The 15,863-nt window shown below is 63.1% G+C and carries 14 protein-coding genes; 3 read left to right on the top strand and 11 right to left on the bottom strand.

Features of this window, described 5'->3' with window-relative positions; translation table 11 throughout:
* Positions 1 to 104: 104 nt before the first annotated feature.
* The 5 genes from msrP to KIO76_RS11110 form a co-directional block, all read right to left on the bottom strand.
* The gene (gene msrP / locus KIO76_RS11130) at positions 105 to 1,040 is read right to left on the bottom strand and encodes a protein-methionine-sulfoxide reductase catalytic subunit MsrP (RefSeq protein WP_213323334.1); all 936 of its coding nucleotides are present in this window, start codon (positions 1,038 to 1,040) and stop codon (positions 105 to 107) included.
* 78 nt (positions 1,041 to 1,118) lie between these two features.
* Positions 1,119 to 2,852 carry an AMP-binding protein gene (locus tag KIO76_RS11125; RefSeq protein WP_213323333.1) on the bottom strand — a complete coding sequence of 578 codons (1,734 nt, stop codon included), beginning with the start codon at positions 2,850 to 2,852 and terminating at the stop codon, positions 1,119 to 1,121.
* A gap of 199 nt (positions 2,853 to 3,051) precedes the next feature.
* On the bottom strand, positions 3,052 to 5,100 hold the full coding sequence (locus tag KIO76_RS11120; RefSeq protein WP_213323332.1) for an elongation factor G: 2,049 nt from the start codon (positions 5,098 to 5,100) through the stop codon (positions 3,052 to 3,054).
* A 287-nt stretch (positions 5,101 to 5,387) separates the two neighbouring features.
* Positions 5,388 to 5,906, bottom strand: a complete 519-nt coding sequence (locus KIO76_RS11115) for a DUF992 domain-containing protein (protein WP_249729572.1) — start codon at positions 5,904 to 5,906, stop codon at positions 5,388 to 5,390.
* A 183-nt stretch (positions 5,907 to 6,089) separates the two neighbouring features.
* Positions 6,090 to 7,292, bottom strand: a complete 1,203-nt coding sequence (locus KIO76_RS11110; protein WP_213323331.1) for a pyridoxal phosphate-dependent aminotransferase — start codon at positions 7,290 to 7,292, stop codon at positions 6,090 to 6,092.
* Positions 7,293 to 7,528: 236 nt separating this feature from the next.
* Between KIO76_RS11110 and KIO76_RS11105 the strand changes: the two genes are divergently transcribed.
* Positions 7,529 to 7,744 (top strand): hypothetical protein, encoded by a 216-nt coding sequence (locus tag KIO76_RS11105; protein ID WP_213323330.1) that lies wholly within the window; start codon positions 7,529 to 7,531, stop codon positions 7,742 to 7,744.
* A 207-nt stretch (positions 7,745 to 7,951) separates the two neighbouring features.
* On the top strand, positions 7,952 to 9,088 hold the full coding sequence (locus KIO76_RS11100) for a PQQ-dependent sugar dehydrogenase (RefSeq protein ID WP_213323329.1): 1,137 nt from the start codon (positions 7,952 to 7,954) through the stop codon (positions 9,086 to 9,088).
* Here the strand turns inward: KIO76_RS11100 and KIO76_RS11095 are convergent.
* The 6 genes from KIO76_RS11095 to KIO76_RS11070 form a co-directional block, all read right to left on the bottom strand.
* Positions 9,069 to 9,440, bottom strand: a complete 372-nt coding sequence (locus KIO76_RS11095) for a DMT family protein (protein WP_213323328.1) — start codon at positions 9,438 to 9,440, stop codon at positions 9,069 to 9,071. The two genes, KIO76_RS11100 and KIO76_RS11095, sit on opposite strands and share 20 nt — an antisense overlap.
* Before the next feature lie 98 nt (positions 9,441 to 9,538).
* Positions 9,539 to 10,483, bottom strand: coding sequence for a hypothetical protein (locus KIO76_RS11090; RefSeq protein ID WP_213323327.1), 945 nt, complete (start codon positions 10,481 to 10,483; stop codon positions 9,539 to 9,541).
* 365 nt (positions 10,484 to 10,848) lie between these two features.
* Positions 10,849 to 11,112, bottom strand: coding sequence for a SemiSWEET family sugar transporter (locus KIO76_RS11085; RefSeq protein WP_213323326.1), 264 nt, complete (start codon positions 11,110 to 11,112; stop codon positions 10,849 to 10,851).
* Positions 11,113 to 11,234: 122 nt separating this feature from the next.
* Positions 11,235 to 12,476, bottom strand: a complete 1,242-nt coding sequence (locus tag KIO76_RS11080; protein WP_213323325.1) for a DUF1501 domain-containing protein — start codon at positions 12,474 to 12,476, stop codon at positions 11,235 to 11,237.
* A gap of 46 nt (positions 12,477 to 12,522) precedes the next feature.
* Complete coding sequence (locus tag KIO76_RS11075; RefSeq protein WP_213323324.1) at positions 12,523 to 14,001, bottom strand: DUF1800 domain-containing protein; 1,479 nt, start codon at positions 13,999 to 14,001, stop codon at positions 12,523 to 12,525.
* Between the two features lie 299 nt (positions 14,002 to 14,300).
* Positions 14,301 to 14,993 carry a methyltransferase domain-containing protein gene (locus KIO76_RS11070; protein ID WP_213323323.1) on the bottom strand — a complete coding sequence of 231 codons (693 nt, stop codon included), beginning with the start codon at positions 14,991 to 14,993 and terminating at the stop codon, positions 14,301 to 14,303.
* A gap of 388 nt (positions 14,994 to 15,381) precedes the next feature.
* On the opposite strand from KIO76_RS11070, the gene KIO76_RS11065 reads away from it, so the two are divergent.
* Positions 15,382 to 15,858, top strand: a complete 477-nt coding sequence (locus KIO76_RS11065) for a biliverdin-producing heme oxygenase (protein WP_213323322.1) — start codon at positions 15,382 to 15,384, stop codon at positions 15,856 to 15,858.
* Positions 15,859 to 15,863: the final 5 nt, after the last annotated feature.

Below are 15,863 nucleotides of genomic sequence, written 5' to 3'. Positions count from 1 at the left end.
CTCCTTTTCTTTGTGGGGTCTGCTTGAGCGTGCTAGGCGGTGTTCGATCCGGGTAAGGCCCAGGCCCAACCGTCTGCCACACCGCCCCTGCGGTACCGGAGCCCCTACATAAAGAGGCGCTCCCCTTCCATCCCCTTATACATGTCAGCCACGAACTCGCCGTAGCCGTTGTAGATCACGGTCGGCCGGTATTCGCCCGTGCCCAGTATCTCTTCGCGCGCCTGGCTCCAGCGTGGATGAGCGACATCGGGGTTCACGTTGGCCCAGAATCCGTATTCGGAATTTTGCAGGCTCTCCCAATAGCTGACCGGACGTTTTTCCGAGAAGGAAATGGCGACGATCGACTTGATGGACTTGAAGCCATATTTCCAGGGCGTCGCGAGCCTGATCGGCGCGCCCATCACCTTTGGCAATGGCTTCCCATAGGCACCGGTGACCATGAAGGTGAGTTCATTGGCCGCCTCGGCGATGGTGAGACCTTCCGTATAGGGCCAAGGATACCAGGTCTGCTTCTGCGCGGGCGCCACCTTCGGATTGAGGAAGGTCTTCATCACGACATATTTGGCCGAGCCGAGCGGTCGCGCCATATCGACCAGTGCGCGCATGGGGAAGCCCGTCCAAGGCACCGCCATCGACCATGCCTCGACGCAGCGATGGCGATAGAGGCGCTCCTCCAAGGTCACGCGCCGCAGGAGATCCTCGAAGGCGATCTCGAATGGCTTCTCCACGAGGCCGTCGATCTTGATCGTCCAGGGCGAGATCGGCAGCGCCTCGGCAGCCGAGGCCACACGCTTGGAGAAGCCGAACTCGTAGAAATTGTTGTAGTTGGTGTTGTAGCTCTCCGGCGTCACCGGCTGGGTGAGCTTGTAGCGATCGTTGCGGGGTGCTGGATAAGGACTGCCGGCGGCCAGTGCCGGCCCGCTCGCGGCCAGCGCCACCGCGGTACCGCCTGCCATGAAAGCACGGCGGTTGAGGAAGATCGCCTCTTCAACGGCTTCACGTTCGGGAATTTCCCAGCCACGTTTTGCTCGCACGAACATACACGGCCCCATCGCTGACAATGCTGCGCATTCTTGCCCCCGAGGAAGCGCTTCCCGCAGGCGAAGCGCAAATCACGTTCAGGTGCTTGATGCCGGGGAATGCCCGTCCAGAACGGCCTCCCGCAGGACCCGGCGCAGCACCTTGCCGACGTTGGACTTCGGCAGGCTGTCGCAGAAGGTGATTTGCCGCGGCATCTTGTAAGCTGTGAGCGACTGCCGCGCGAAGGTCCGGATCTCTTCTTCGGTGAGGCTTGGATCCCTCCGCACGATGTACGCCGCAACCATCTCGCCGGACTGGGGATCCGGCAGCCCGATCACAGCCGCCTCCAGCACCTTCGGATGCCGCACCAGCACATCCTCCACCTCGGTAGGATAGACGTTGAAGCCCGAGACGATCACCATATCCTTGATGCGATCGACGATCCGCAAAGCGCCGTCCGTTTCCATGACCGCCAGGTCGCCGGTCCGGAAAAAGCCATCCGCCGTCATCACCGCAGCGGTCGCGTCGGGGTGCCGCCAGTAGCCGGCCATCACCTGCGGGCCGCGCACGCAGAGTTCGCCGACATCGCCGATCGGCAGGTTGTCGCTAGCCCCGGGCGCGCGAATAACCACATCGGTCGACGGCAGGGGATAGCCGATCGTGCCCGTGAAGGCCTCGATGTCGAGCCGATTCACGGACACCACAGGCGACGTCTCCGAGAGACCATAGCCCTCGATGATCGGCTGGCCGGTCAACTCCTTCCAACGCTCTGCAACGGCCGCCTGGGTTGCCATGCCTCCTGACACGCAGAACGCAAGCCGCGAGAAGTCGATCTCCTTCGCTCCGGGATGGTTCAGAATGGCATTGAACAAGGTGTTCACACCACAGAGCATCGTAAAGCGCTCTTTCTTGAGGGTCTTCACGAGGCCCGCTATGTCACGCGGGTTGGCGATCAGAAGCGAGCAGGCGCCACAGACGAAGCGGCTGATACAACAGGCTGTCAGCGAGAAGATGTGATAAAGCGGCAATGCCGTCACCATCACCTGGCCTTCCATGTCATCCGGCACCCAGGCCCCCACCCAGGCGCGGATCTGGGCGACATTGGCGACGATGTTGCGGTGGGTGAGCATCGCGCCCTTCGGCGTCCCCGTGGTCCCGCCCGTATACTGGAGAAAAGCCACGTCCTCACCGGTCAAGGCGACAGGTGATGCGTGCCGGCCGGAGCCCGCCATGATGGCGCTGAACTTGTGGTGTCCCGGCAAGGCAAAAGGCGGCACGGCTCGCTTTACACGGCGCGACACCGCATTGATGAGGTGGCCCTTCCACCCCATGAGATCTCCGGGCGCCACGATGACAATGGCGTCCAGCGCAAGGTCCGGGCGCGCCATCTCGACCGTGTGAGCAAAATTCTCCAGGACGAACAATGCGCGCGCGCCCGCGTCCTTGAGTTGATGGGTCAGCTCGGTCGCGGTGTAGAGCGGATTGACGTTGACAACGGTGTAGCCGCCCCGGATGGCGCCAATCATCACCGCCGGGAAGGCGAGAACGTTCGGCATCATGATGGCGATCCGGTCGCCCTTCACGAAACCCTGCGCCTGCAGCCAGGCGGTCACCTTGTCCGCCGCTTGCCCCAGGGCCCGATAGCTCAACGTCGAGCCGAAGCTCTTGAAGGCCGGGCGATTGTCGAACTGACCGATCGCCTTGCTGAACAGATCAGCCAGCGTGCCCTGCGGCTCTATCGCATGAGGGACGGAGGCTGGATAGGCAGAGAACCAGGGCGACCTCTCATTCGCGGCGAGACGTAACTCGCCTGCCCTCTCCTCGCGCGCCATCCCTTGCCTTTCCGCTCTTGTTCTTGCGCGGCGCATGCCGAGCCGGGCGATAGACTAACCCGCCAAAGCCAGAGCGCAATCGCCGTTGCAACATCGAGGGACATCATCCTCTGTGATGATTGACCAAGAGTTGGCGCCCGAAGGCCTTTCGGTATCCGGGCGCTTCATGAGATCAGCCGCTCAAGCCGTAACGCCTGTATCAGGCATGGGCGGCCTGCTGCGCCACGATCTCGGCGGCCTTGCCTGTGAGTTCCGCAAAATGGTCGAAGCTTGAGGAGAAGGTCCCGACCCCCTGCGTGGCGGAGCGCAGCTCAATGATCATGTCGCCGATCTCCGCTTCCGGAATATGGGCCTTCACCATATCCCATCCGTCCCAGCCCGGCCGCTTGTCGTATCCCAGGATCTGACCCCGGCGCGCCGAGATCAGGCCGGTGATCTTCACCATGACCTCGGACGGCACCGCGAGCTCAACGCCGAGCACGGGCTCAAGGAGAACCGGATTGGCCTTGGGCAGGGCGTCGGCGATCGCGAGACGGGCGGCGGCTCGAAAAGCCATGTCTGAGGAATCGACCGTATGGTAGGAGCCATCCTTGAGGGTGACCTCGACATCGACCACGGGAAAGCCGAGCGGTCCTTTGCCTGTCGCCTCACGCACACCCGCTTCCACGGACGAGATATACTGGCGGGGGATGACGCCGCCGCTGATCATATCCGCGAATATCATGCCTTCGCCGCGATTGAGCGGCGCGATGTCGATGACCACGTCGCCATACTGGCCGTGACCGCCCGACTGCTTCTTGTGTCGTCCCCGCGCGGAGGCTGTGTTCCGAATGGTCTCGCGATAGGCGACCTGCGGCTTGCGCACGGCAACCTGCACGCCATAGCGATTAGCGAGACGTTCGAGCGCGACCCGCAGATGCATCTCGCCCTGCCCGGCCAGCCGCAGCTCTCCAAGCTCAGGCCGCTGCTCCACGACAAGCGACGGATCGTCTTCCATGAGCTTGGCGAGCGCCGCCGACAAGCGCACATCGTCCTTGCGGTCGGTCGTCACCAGCGCACAGGCATAGACCGGCTGCGGCGCCGCGATGCTCACGAGAGGCTCCGGCGCTATCCGCCCCGCGCCAAGCGTTTCCCCCGTCGCAATACCTTCAAGCCGTGCCAGGGCCACGGTGTCCCCGAGGCCTGCGGTCGGCAATCGGGTGGTTGCCCCGCCGTTCTGGCGTAGAATGCCGGCAATGCGGGCCTCGTTGCCGCCCGAGCCCGTTACCGTATCCCCTTCCGCCAAACTTCCGCGCAGCACCCGCACGAGCGAAAGCTTGCCGCCTTGCGCCAGATGCGTGGTCTTCATCACCTGGGCAAGCGCGGGCCCATCCGGCCCGACGCCAAGACGTTTGGCGACCGCTTCGACGCCTGGCACCTCGTGCCGCAACGCCTTGAGCAAACGCGTGACGCCGTTGCCGCGCTCGCTCGCGCCGATGAGCACAGGCACGACATGCTGCTCCCGCAACTCGCGCGCCAGATCATCGAAAACGCGGTCGCGCGGTGGCTCGATCTCGTCGAGCAGCGCCTCCATCAGCGTGTCGTCATAGTCCGCAAGCTTCTCGAGCATTGAGAAGCGTGCCTCCTTCTCGGCGGACAGCTCGGTTTCCGGCAGGTCAACAACCTCGCTCGCCGCATGCTCGCGATAGATGAAGGCGCGCTCCAGGGCGAGATCGATGAAGCCGACCGCAATGCCGTCATTCCAGATCGGAATCTGACGCATCAGCAGCGGCGTACGCGATGCCGCCTGCAGCAAGCCGAGAGCATCCCGCACCTCCATCGACGATGTATCAACTTTGTTGAGGAAGATGAGGCGCGGAATGCCCGCCTCCTCTAGTTCCCTTAACACCACCTCAAGAGCATGCAGTTTGCGGACATCCGCCTCGCAGACGACGATCGCCGCGTCGCAGGCGGGCAGCACCGCACACATGTCATGGCGGAATTCGAGAGATCCTGGGCAATCGATGAACGTATAGCTCTCGCCCAGGAATTCCAGCGAAGCGATATTGGCTTCGACGCTCATCAAATGAGCGCGGGCTTCCGGACTGGCGTCACCCACCGTGTTGCCATCGGCAACGCGGCCCTGACGATCGAGCGCCCCGGCCCGTGCCAGCAGCGCCTCCAACAACGTTGTCTTACCACTTTGCTGGGGACCTACGATGGCAACGCATCGTGGCCCAGCGGATACTCTCCCGCCTTGAGCTCCCATGGCATTCTCCTCTCCAGCCCAATCCCTGCCGGGGACCGCAATGCCCCCGCAGTCGTGCCTGGTACCCGCGCGCCCGCATCACGCCGGACGCGCATGGGTGTGAGAATGTGTCCAAGGTGCGGAAAAGCGCCCAATAGGATCGCCATTCTCGCGGGCTCTTGACGGCCCAGAACGACGATCGTCTCGCTAACGAGCGCGAGAATCAAGCGCCGCGTTGGAGCGGCACATCGGATAGGAATGGCAGCGCCCGCCCACCTCTAGGACGACGCAGGCCCTGCTTTCCGAAATCAGCGGACGCTATGAAGCTGAAGGTCAGCGACGCCCAAGGCGAGATTGAAGCCCTGCTGGCCTTGAATCGAAAGGGGCTGCAGGCTGATTGAACGGCGGGACCCGCCAACGAGCACATTGGCGCCCACTCCGCCAACGACAGTAGCCTCACCCGAAACGCCCGCATAGGTCCCGGCCAGCATCCCGCGCGTCGTTCGGTTTCCGGTGGAGTACACGTCCCAGATCAAGGTGCCGCCGGTGGTGGCGCCGATATCGAGGCCGAACTTGCGGATCGTGCCAGCGTAATGGTCACGCCGCCCGCCCGTACCCCGGAACACGCAGCTCAACGCCTTTGAGGACGTGATGATGAAACCCGCCCCGCCGGAAACGGAGCAAGTGAGCCGGCCGACGCGGACATTGCCGCCGCTCTGGGCTTCGGCCACAGTCGTAAACACCGGCGCGGACGCCACTACTGCACCGACGAACGCCATACCGAGGGCCCGTACGAATGTCTTTCTTGCGACGCTACCCAATCCCATAAGCCCCTCCTGCCGAGCGCAGTTCTCGCTAAGTACAATTTTTGCCAAGTACAATTTTGCCGAGGCCGGTTTTTGCCGAGGTCAGTTTTGCGAAGTGCAGTTTTGAAGAGTGCCTTCTACGCCGCCCAAACGTCTGACAACGAGCGGGGCAGCCGGGAGTTCCACGCCGGCTGCTCAAAGTTCTCAGCGCAGCTCGGCGCAGAAGCGCTGAATGCGCGAGCAGGCGTCCTCGAGCTTGTCGATCGAGGTCGCGTAGCTGATGCGCAGGTTCGGCCCGAGCCCGAAGGACGACCCATGCACCGCGGCGACGCCCTCCGTCGCGAGCAGTTCCATCACGAAATCCTCGTCCGTCTCGATGACCTTGCCCGAAGGCGCGGTCTTGCCGATCAGTGGCGCACAGGACGGATAGACATAGAAGGCACCTTCCGGTGTCGGGCAGCTGAGCCCGCGGGCCTGGTTGAGCATGGATACAACCAGCGCGCGTCGCTCCTCGAAGGCTTTGCGGAACACGCCGAGGTGATCCTGCGGCCCGTCCAGCGCCTCAACAGCCGCCCATTGGGCGATCGAGCAGGCACCCGATGTCTGCTGGCCCTGCACCATGTCCATGGCCCTGATGAGATGCTCCGGCCCGGCGGCATAGCCGATACGCCAGCCGGTCATCGCATAGGCTTTCGACACGCCGTTCATGGTCAGCGTGCGCTCGTAGAGGGAAGGCTCGACTTGCGCGGGGGTCACGAACTTGAAATCGCCGTAGACAAGATGCTCGTACATGTCGTCGGTCAGGACCCAGACATGGGGATGACGGACGAGCACGTCGGTGATCGCCTTCATTTCTTCATAGGAATAGGCCGCACCCGAGGGATTGGAGGGCGAGTTCAGTAGCACCCACTTGGTCTTCGGCGTCAGCGCTCGCTCAAGATCTGCAGCCTGCAGCTTGAAGTTATTGTCGATCGTCGTAAGCACCGGCACGGGCGTGCCGCCGCAGAGCACCACGATCTCCGGATAGCTCACCCAGTACGGGGCCGGAATGACGACCTCATCGCCTGCATTCAGCGTAGCGAGGAAAGCGTTGTAGATGACGTGTTTACCGCCGGTGCCCACGATCACCTGGGAAGGCTTGTAGTCGAGCTCATTTTCGCGCTTGAACTTGCGCGTGATCGCTTCCCGGAGCGGCAGAATTCCCGGAACGGGCGTATACTTCGTCTCGCCGCGCCGGATGGCGGAGATTGCCGCTTCCTTGATATTGTCAGGCGTATCGAAATCCGGCTCGCCGACGGACAGTGAAATCACGTCGCGTCCGGTCGCTTTCAGGTCGCGGGCTTTCTGCGTCAGCATGATCGTAGCGGACGGCTTGATGCGCGACAGAGCATCGGCAAGAAAGGCCATGGACCTGCACTCCTTCAAAGATGCGTGAAAAGGCGCCGGACACTAGTCCGCCGAGGGCTTCCGCGCAAGCTATTGCAAGCAGCACGGCGACGATTCCGGGAACTTTCCATTAACCCCGCCGTTCACTTCCGGAAGCCAGGCTAAACGGCATCTGCCATTGTGTGCCATCGCACGACAATTGGTTGCGGATGGATCTAATGTCTGGTCAGTCTCACACGGGCTCAGGGGAGCTCATCATGCGTCTTAGTGATCCTATCCGAATGTCGGATATTCGTAAGTCCAACAACGCGGCTGGCAGCATGTCCCGCGTCGAAGTAGCCCGGCAGTTCAAGATGTCGTTGATGCTGGTCGTCGTGCTGACCGTTGCGACGATCGCCGTAACGGCAATCAATCATATCGCGTCGACGAATACAGTGCGGGGGCCTGAAGGGGCGGTAACGCGCGTATCCTGACATCAATAAAACAAGCGCCGAATGAAGAGCATCTCCTGAACTTCGGCGCATCCATTCCCACAACCACTCGCAAAATATTGATCCCAGGCACATGAACAGCTGGGATCTTTGAATAGATCTTCTCCTTTATGCCCTGTATGCGAAGGTCATGGCATGGCGGATGCATGGGCGGCCGAAGCCTCGACCGTCCGAGCGGGGAGAGATCTGATGCGGATGATCCTGTGGGGATTGACCTTCCTTGGCACGGCTTTCCTGTCCATCGTGCCGGCGGTAGCTCAGGCTACGCCGGAACGTCAGCAGCTTGGACGCCTTACCCTCGAAACCGTCGCGCGCGGGCTCGATCATCCTTGGAGCCTGGCGTTCTTGCCGGACGGCCGCATGCTCGTCACTGAGCGCGGCGGGCGCTTGCGGTTGGTCGGGAGGGGAGAAGCAGGTACGGTCGCAGGAATTCCGGACGTGAGGGCGCGCGGCCAGGGGGGCCTTCTCGACGTGGCGCTCGACCCGGATTTCAATACCAATCGCTTGATCTATCTCACCTACGCCGAGCCGCGCGAAGGCGGGCTCGGCGGAACGGCTGTTGCCCGCGGCAAGCTGGACCAGGAGGCCTCGCGTCTGAGTGACGTTGAGGTGATCTTTCGGCAAGAGCCTGGCTATTCCGGGAACAACCACTTCGGCTCCCGTCTCGCCTTCGCCCCGGATGGCACGCTCTTCGTGACCCTGGGGGAGCGCTTCGACCTGCGGGACAAAGCGCAGGATCTCGACAACCATCTCGGCAAGGTCGTGCGAATCAATCGCGACGGCAGCGTTCCGCGCGACAATCCCTTCGTGAGCCGCAGCGGCGCGAAGCCGGAGATCTGGACATACGGCCATCGCAACCCGCAGTCGGCAGCCATCAATCCTCGCACCAACGTTCTCTGGACAATCGAGCACGGCGCGCGTGGCGGCGATGAGATCAATATCTCGAAGAAAGGCGCCAACTACGGCTGGCCCGTGATAGGCTTCGGCACTCACTATAGCGGCGCCAAGATTGGTGTCGGCAGCGCTCAGAAGGGCATGGAGCAGCCGGTCTTCTATTGGGATCCGTCGATCGCGCCTTCTGGCATGGTGTTCTACACCGGGGATCGTTATCCCGGCTGGCAAAACAGCCTCTTCACCGGGGCGCTCGCTGGCCAGATGTTGGTCAGGCTCCAGCTTCAGGGCGATCGTGTGATTCGCGAGGAACGCCTTCTCACGGACCTCGGCGCGCGTATACGCGACGTGCGCCAAGGGCCGGACGGGCTTCTTTATATTCTGACCGACGAGAGCAATGGGCGCCTTTTGAGAATCATCCCGGCGGGCTCTTGAAGATGAAAGAGGCGCCGAGCGCGATCAGCGCGAAGCCGATACCGTGGTTGATGGTCAGCGGCTGCTTGAGAACCGTGACCGAAAATCCCGCAAAAACAACCAGCGTGATGACTTCCTGGATCGTCTTGAGCTGGGCGGCGGAATAGACCGCCGAGCCGAAGCGGTTCGCCGGGACGGCTAGGCAATATTCGAAGAAGGCAATGCCCCAGCTCACCAGAATCACCGCCCACAAGGGAGCTGATTTGTAGTTGAGGTGACCGTACCACGCGACGGTCATGAATACGTTGGATAGCAGGAGAAGGACGATGGGCAGGAGAGCAGCCATAGAGGGCTGAGCGAACAACTGGGGCATAGAGCGCTCGAATGAGTGAGACCGAGGCGCTCACAATAGAGCTTTGCCGAGCCCTGGCTACGCTTCCGTCGTGCATATAGCCACCCTGGTTCCCGAGACTACTGAAGCCCCCTGAATGTCAGCCGCAGCATAGCTGAGGCGTCGAGTTGCCCGGTGGCATTCGCCGCTACCGGAATGGAATAGCCAAGGCGGGTATCGACTTTCGCGCTCACCCAATCCTCGTCGGTGCCAAAAACACGAGCGGTGGCGGTCACGCCCGGCTTGACCGTCGTGGCCCCCCACCGGTCGCTGCTGGTTGGCTGATAGGAGGATGATACCGAGACCTGGGGCGTCAGCAGCCAATCACCATCGCTCGACCCGCGGCGATAGCCGAGACGCAGATCCATTTCCTGATTACGTCCGCCTTGCATATCTACGCGCCCGGTCGTCGAGCCGGACCACACAAAGCCGCGGGCGCTCTCGGCCGCCTGTCTCTTCAGCGTCCATCCCCAGCGCGCATCCGCTTGCCGCCACGAACCGCCATCGGTGGCGACTTCCGTGGAGAAACTCACATTGCCGCCGGCACCCACCGACATGCCCAGCGCCCGTTCCGACGGCTGAGGGACGCCGGGAAGCGCAATCACGCCAGCAGAACGCCTTGTCGTCACTCCGCGTGCAATCGGCGCCACGCGCCATTCCGGGCGCAGAGCACGCTGTCCGGCGGGCAAACGGTAAGGTGTCAAGCCCGCGAGATTGGGCAGTTGAATGTCAGCGAGCTGCCCCGGATCGAAAAAGTCATTCTCGTTTTCGGCATGCCCCTCGTCAGCACGAGCAGCGGCGCCGCTGAGGTCCCCCTCCGACGCGAAGCACTGGGACGGGAGTTCAAAATCCTCGATGGTGATGCCTTTGAACGTGGCCAGATCGAGCGACGACAAGCGCTCCGGCGTGCGCCCCTCGGCATGCGCGTCGGGCGTCCGCCCCTCGTCTTGCGTTGGTCCCGCAGCGGTTTGCGCGAGGGCTCCACTCGCAACTCCGGCCGCGCCCAAACCGGTCAAGACACTCAATACCACAACCGCGGTGCGCGATCGGTTTGGAGCGCTAAGTGGTCGCATGGCTGGTCAAAACCTCTCACATCACTCACGCCAGGGACGCGGGCTATCCTCCTCGCAGCCGCGCGGCCTCGTGCACTCGCCCCGGCAGAAGCGGGGCAAATTCAGATCTATTTGGCATCTAGCAGCAGTGCAGACCGGCTCAGGTGCGCCTACGCACCTGCCAAGGGATCGCCGCAGCGACCAGCCGTTTGCCGATGCTGCAGTGCAACACAGAGCGATCACCGATGCAAGACCGCCGGCGCATGTCGTTCGGCGCAGCGCGTGCATGGTAAATGGACTGTTAAGCAAAGACCATCACGACGGAGACCCAGAGCGGTCTATCCGAAGCGCAGTTTCATGCTGATGATAATAAGCATGAGCAATAGCGTCACGAGATTAGCGGCGATGAGCGGCCAGCTCCCTACGAGCAGCCCGTACACCAGCCACAAAAAAACGCCGCTGGCGAAAGCAACCTGCGTGAAGAGCGAGAGGGCGCGCGTATCGCGGGTACGGACGATCCGGATGGCCTGGGGCAACCAGCACAACGTGGTCAACGCTGCAGCGAGGGCGCCAAGGCTTTCGATGAGCAACGCCGTCGGCATGAGTACACCCCGCGACGGCAGGAGGAAAAATGGCGGCACCGCCGACCGCATCGCAGGTATTGCCACGACGCATGATGCCGGGCAACGTCGTGCTGGCGTCACGAGCGACTTTCAGCACATCGTCACGATATCAAGCCTGACATGGGCTTCACCAGCCCGCTTTCGGGGAAGACGTCCCGGGCGAGGACCGTAGCCGAGACACCGAAGAGATCAATGAGCAGGCCCTTCGTGACCGCGCGCAGGTCCGTGGTTGCGAGGAGGTCACGACCTTCGTAAAGCTCGGAATCCTTCAGTCCCGGCCAATCGGCGATCACCCGGCCGCCCTTGATCGCGCCTCCGGCAAGGAAGGAAACCGTCCCCGTGCCGTGGTCCGTCCCCTCCGTGCCGTTGATCCGCGCCGTGCGACCGAATTCCGTCACGACCATCACCACGGTGTCGGACCAGCGCTGGCCAAGCCCGGTCTCAAGCGCCGCGATAGCACCATCGAGCCCACCGAGGAGTTGCGCAAGCCGGCCTGTCGCTCCGCCCTCGCGGGCATGGGTATCCCACCCTTCGAAAGCCATCGCTGCGATACGAGGGCCATCGTCCGCCGCCAGGAGCCGCGCCGCCCCCTCGGCGATCTGCCGCATGCCCTGCGGGGTGTCGGGGCCGCCGCGCCGCCCTCCCATCTTGCCGGTCGGACCAAGGCTGGCGAGCGCCAGCCTCTCAGTGTCGACACCGCGCATAAGCGCCTGCGCGAGCACCGGATCGGTCTGTCCGTAAAGGTCCATCAGCCGCCGGGCAAGATCGTCACCCGCGGGCGGCAGGCTCGGCGGCGCCCAGCCGAGCACGGGGGCCGCGCCCCGGACGACGAGTGGCGCCACCGCGCCGACGCCAAGGCAGCCACGACGTGCCACCGCCTCGCCCTCAGGCAGAGCCGCGACGAGCCGGTTGAGCCAGCCACTGTCGGTACGTCCGACACCCGCCTGCCCGCTTTCCAGCACGTCCTGCCCGTCGAAATGTGAGCGGTCGCGATAGGCAGTCGCCACGGCATGGACGACCGCAGCCTGGCCTTTTCCGTAAAGCCGCGCGAAATGCGGCATCGCCGGATGGAGCGCGAAGAAGCCGTCGAGCGGGATCGCGGGGTTCGGCCCGCCCCGTTCAAGGGCGAGGTCGCCATGGAGGCCCGCGTAATCCGGATCGCCGATCGGCGCCACCGCGGCGAGGCCATCCATCGCGCCCCGCAGCACGATGCAGATGAAACGCACGTCGCGCCCACCAGCGGCATACGCGAAGCGCGGCATGAAGGACCAGCCGAACAAAGCCCCTGCCGTGCCCAGAATGGCGCGGCGCGACGGAGTGATGGTTTCGCAGATCTCGCTCATCGCAGATCCTTCCGGAGAAAACGGCGTCGACACGCCATCGACGAAGTCAGCGCCATTGGAACTCAGGCGCCATGAACAACAGGGCAAGGCCTTGGGCGCGGCTGTCGGCCCGGGAGACCGCGACGCGCGTCGCCTGGGACGCGAGCGGCCCGAGCACGCCGGCGAGCACATCATTGGGGTTGCGCGTTCCCGGCGCCTGCCGCCCCAGCATGGCCGCCGTCTCGAGCCGTGATGTCATCCCCTCGGGGGAGATCCACGCGTCTGTCGTGTCGGGAAAGCCATTCGGCCCCGACGGGTCCCACAACCCCTGCCCCATGGCATTGAGGGCCGACAGGAGCGGACTGATCTCCCTCGGCGCGTGGACGCCCGAACGGCCTGTGGCACGAAGGCCCGCGATCAGGAATTCATACGGAAGGCGCGGCTTGCGCATGTCCTCGCTCCAAGCCTCCGGCGCTTCGATGAGAGTGAGGGACACAGCCGCGAGGTCGCCATCGGTGTCGATGAACGACCGCTCCAGCCGGCGCACCAGCTTGGGATCCGGCGCATCAGCCGTGAAATGACGCGCGAGCTTGCGGGCGATGTGGCGCGCGGTGGCTGGGTGACGGGCAAGATCGAGCAGCGCCATCTGCCCTTGGACCGCCCCGCCGGCACGGTAGCTCGTACCGAGTACAGTGTGGTCCCCCGGCTCGTGCTGATAGGCGCTGAAGATGAAGCGGCCCTGCACGCGATTGGGTGAATCGTTGTAAGCGACTGACCAGCCGGTGATAGCGCGCGCCAGGCTTGTCACGTCGGCTTGGCTGTAGCCGGAGCCAACGCCGAGCGTGTGGAGCTCAAGGATCTCCCGTGCCAGGTTCTCGTTGAGCCCCTTGCCCTGCTTCTTCCCAGCCTGCGACTGGGGGCCGACGGACTGCTGATTGTCGAGATACATGAGCATGGCGGGATGGGTTTCCACCGCCAGCAGCATGTCGGAAAAGCGGCCGAGCACATAGGGACGAATGGCCTCGCGCTCGAAGGCGCCAGCCAGTGTCTTGACTTGTCCGCCCTTCGACGTCGCCACGGCGAAGTGGTTGGACCAGAATAGCGCCAGCCGCTCGACAAACCCGATCGCGGGCTCCAGTCCGTAGCCCATGCGCACAGACGCTTCAGTCAGGAAAGTCGTTTGCGGGATGGTGCTGCCGGGCACCCGCAACGGCCCCACCGGCTTGTTGGGCTCCATACCGCCCACCCTCAGCCCGGGAGTGCCGGGCTCAGGTGTCGGCGGCCGGGCCGGATCAGGACGCACCGGCATGCGCGCGATGCGGAGGAAATCCTCCTGCTCGCGCCAGGCACGGAACAAGGCGCCGCTTGTCTGAAGCCCACCGCCGCCCGGCGGCAACACGGGGCCAGCGCTCAACCCCGCACGGACTTCTGCGCGCAATCTCTCGCGGATGTCATCGGCAATCGCGTCAAGACCATCCGCTCCGACGCCAAGCCCGAAGCGATTGGCTCCAAATACCGCCAGCCGCCTGTCCCGTTCGCTTGCCATACCCTGCTTCTCCGCCACAGAGAGCATTTCGAGGACGGAAGCCTGCCAAAGTGGAGCCCGCGCAGTCGTCCCAGTCCAAGACCGGCATTCCTGCCGCACTGGTTGGCGAATGGCGCCATCCGGTGCACACGCCCCAAGCATTAAACCCGCTCAACACCGCGGCCAACCGCCGATCCAGAGACCAGCATGGTGCCGTTACACCCCATTACCTCAGGATGTCAGGAAGATGAACTTTTCGTCATCTCGCGATTGTGACCGGCCCCAAGAATAGCCAGGCTCCCGCTTGCCCTGGGGCGGCGTCAGATCCGTAAGTCCCCGCGCCGTACTGCGAAAATACTGCTTCCGCCGAACCCATGCCACAGCCGTTCCGGGATATTGGCGTCGCGCAACACATCGGCTGGAAAATTGCGGGTGGCGTCATAGGCGCTGTCCATGTGGAAGAGCATCCCGAGCGTTTCGGCGATGAAGGCGCGCCCGAAATGTCGACGATGGCCATAATCGCCGAATCGCTGCGGATTGATCGTTTCCGGCCGGGTGATCTCCTCCCAGTAGTCGTCTCCGACGATGGGGACCGAGAAGAGCATCACCCCGTCGGGTTTGAGCGACCGGGTGAGCTGGGTCAGCACGACGGTGTAGTTGCAGGCGATATGTTCGAGCACATGGTTGTGCACGATGAGATCGAAGCTGTCGGATTTGAGGTGAAAGCCATCGCGGCAGAGATCAAAGGCACCGACCGGCACGCCGACGTCGGCATAGGCATCCGGCGCGATATCGACGGCGCGATAGTTTTCGCGGCCTATCTCCTGCAATAGCTTTGCGAGCCCGCGCTCCGGCGCGAAATGCAGGATATGCGCGCCTTCAGCGAGGCCTAGCGCCTTTATATGCAAGGCAGCCTTGCGGGTGCGCTCCAGTGAGCCGCAAGCGGCGCAGCGCGCGAGAGGCCGCTTCGGCATGTCGAGGAACGCTGTGCCGCCACAGATATTGCAATGCATTGGGATGTTCCACAGACAGATACTACTGCGAGAGCGAAGTCAGGATCAAAACGCTGGAGCCGAACACGACCAACCTGGCTTCGCAACATACAACATTTTGCGTCACGCACCTTAAAAAAAGCCAAGGCTAAGCTTCCGAATCCTTAGCCGCTGCGTCTTTTTTACCCCCATGCGTTCGAATGTCCGGATCGTCACCTTCACAGGTGACGGCGATGTTGACAAAAGCCCATTGTGACATCAGATGCGGTGACGAGCAGAAAGAAGCGAGATGTCTCAAGCAACGCGGCGGTTCACTTTACGGGAGCAGACCCGTCTCGCTCACGCACGCGTGGACACGCAAGTTGGCTCGTTCGAGCGACTGGAAGACTATATCAGGTATATTCAGGGAATGGCAAAGTTCAGGCTGCCGATCGAGCGCCGCCTGGACCTGACGGCCTGGCCGGAAGCCTGGGGCTCCTGGCGCCCCCGGATGATCGGAAGCTTTCTTCGACAGGATCTGCGCGATCTGGGTCTGCACGCCGATGAGCCGGCAGCCGCGTCAGCGAAAATCTCGAGCGAGGCGGAGCTTCTGGGGACGTTGTACGTTATTATTGGGTCCAATCTCGGAGCCCAAATCCTGTACAAGCGCGCTGATGCAATCGGATTAAGTGAAAACAGAGGCGCCCGGCATCTCTCCGTACAAGCTCGCGGGCTCAACGATTGGCGCGCCTTCACGGCGCTCCTGGATCAGGTCAATCCTATCGATATGGAAGCGACAATAGGGGCTGCACGGGCTGTCTTCGGCGCTGCGGAACGAGCCTTCAGTGAAACGGCGCCCACCGGCACCGATGACATGCGCCGGGGACGACTTGCCGATGCCGTTTAAACGGA

It is taken from the genome of Chelatococcus sp. YT9 (assembly GCF_018398315.1).
GTDB lineage: Bacteria > Pseudomonadota > Alphaproteobacteria > Rhizobiales > Beijerinckiaceae > Chelatococcus.
This window is presented reverse-complemented; position numbering and strand designations above follow the sequence as displayed.